The sequence below is a fragment of the Thermoactinomyces daqus genome (assembly GCF_000763315.1).
In the GTDB taxonomy this organism is placed as follows: Bacteria; Bacillota; Bacilli; order Thermoactinomycetales; family Thermoactinomycetaceae; genus Thermoactinomyces_A; species Thermoactinomyces_A daqus.
In genome coordinates, this window is record NZ_JPST01000080.1 from 1 (window position 1) to 1,141 (window position 1,141).

Annotated in this window: 1 protein-coding gene; it reads right to left on the bottom strand. The window is 41.9% G+C overall.

Features of this window, described 5'->3' with window-relative positions; translation table 11 throughout:
• Window positions 1-318 precede the first annotated feature (318 nt).
• On the bottom strand, window positions 319-993 hold the full coding sequence (locus tag JG50_RS0117800) for a uracil-DNA glycosylase (RefSeq protein WP_033102457.1): 675 nt from the start codon (window positions 991-993) through the stop codon (window positions 319-321).
• Window positions 994-1,141 lie beyond the last annotated feature (148 nt).

Below are 1,141 nucleotides of genomic sequence, written 5' to 3' on the forward strand. Positions count from 1 at the left end.
CGGTGATGCAACTTGACGAATGACCATTTCGTCATTTGCCTTATTCCATATCTTATTTTCAAGGTGCATTCTGTTCATGCCGTTCATCACGGCGACAAGTAGTAATATAGCATGGCTCCAAAATATTTGCAACCCCTTTTTTTATTTTTTTATTGCCCGAAGAAAAATATATTGTTATTCACAAATAAAAATTTCACTTAATGATATGAAAAAGCTTGAAAAACAGGCTGTTCAAACAATCTGCCCGCCGCTTTTAAAGCAAACCGCAACAAAGAGGGAGGGTATTCTTCACCCTCCCTGTTGAACCCCGGTTGCTTTTCAAAGATCAGGGATTTGCCAGTCAATTTCCCTGAAACCATGCTCACGTAAAAATTGATTTGCTTTGGAAAACGGACGACTGCCGAAAAATCCTTTTTTCGCGGCAAGCGGGCTTGGGTGTGCAGATTCAAAAACGCCGTGCCACGGGTTGGTGATCAAGGAACCTTTTTCTTGAGCATGGCGCCCCCATAACAAGAATACAACCGGATCCCGGCGCTCATTTAATCTCCGGATCACCTCATCGGTGAAAGTCTCCCAGCCCTTGTTCTTATGCGAATTCGGTTTGCTTTCCCTTACCGTTAAGACGGAATTTAACAAAAGTACCCCTTGTTTTGCCCACTTCTCCAAATATCCGTGGTTGGGAATTTCACACCCCAAATCCGCTTTCAGTTCCTTAAAAATATTTTTCAGGGAAGGCGGTTGTTTGACTCCCGGTTTAACGGAAAAACTGAGTCCATGTGCCTGTCCCTCTCCATGGTATGGATCCTGCCCGATAATGACGACTTTCGTTTCTGCAAATGGCGTCAACCGAAGGGCTGAAAAGATTTCATCTTTTCGCGGATATACAACTTGCGTAGCATATTCCTCTTCCACAAACTCCCACAACTTAACAAAGTACGGCTTGGAAAATTCATCTTTCAACACTTCAGCCCAGTCATTTTGAATGAATTCCATAATTGAGGAAATATCTCTCCCATTTTTTATTTTTCGGATATGTTTTAGTAAGCCACACTTATTTCCGATTGTAAAGGTACTTTTTACAAAAGAAAAAGACCCCTTTGCAAAACAAAGGAGTCTTGCCGTATTCCCTGAAAACTAAAGA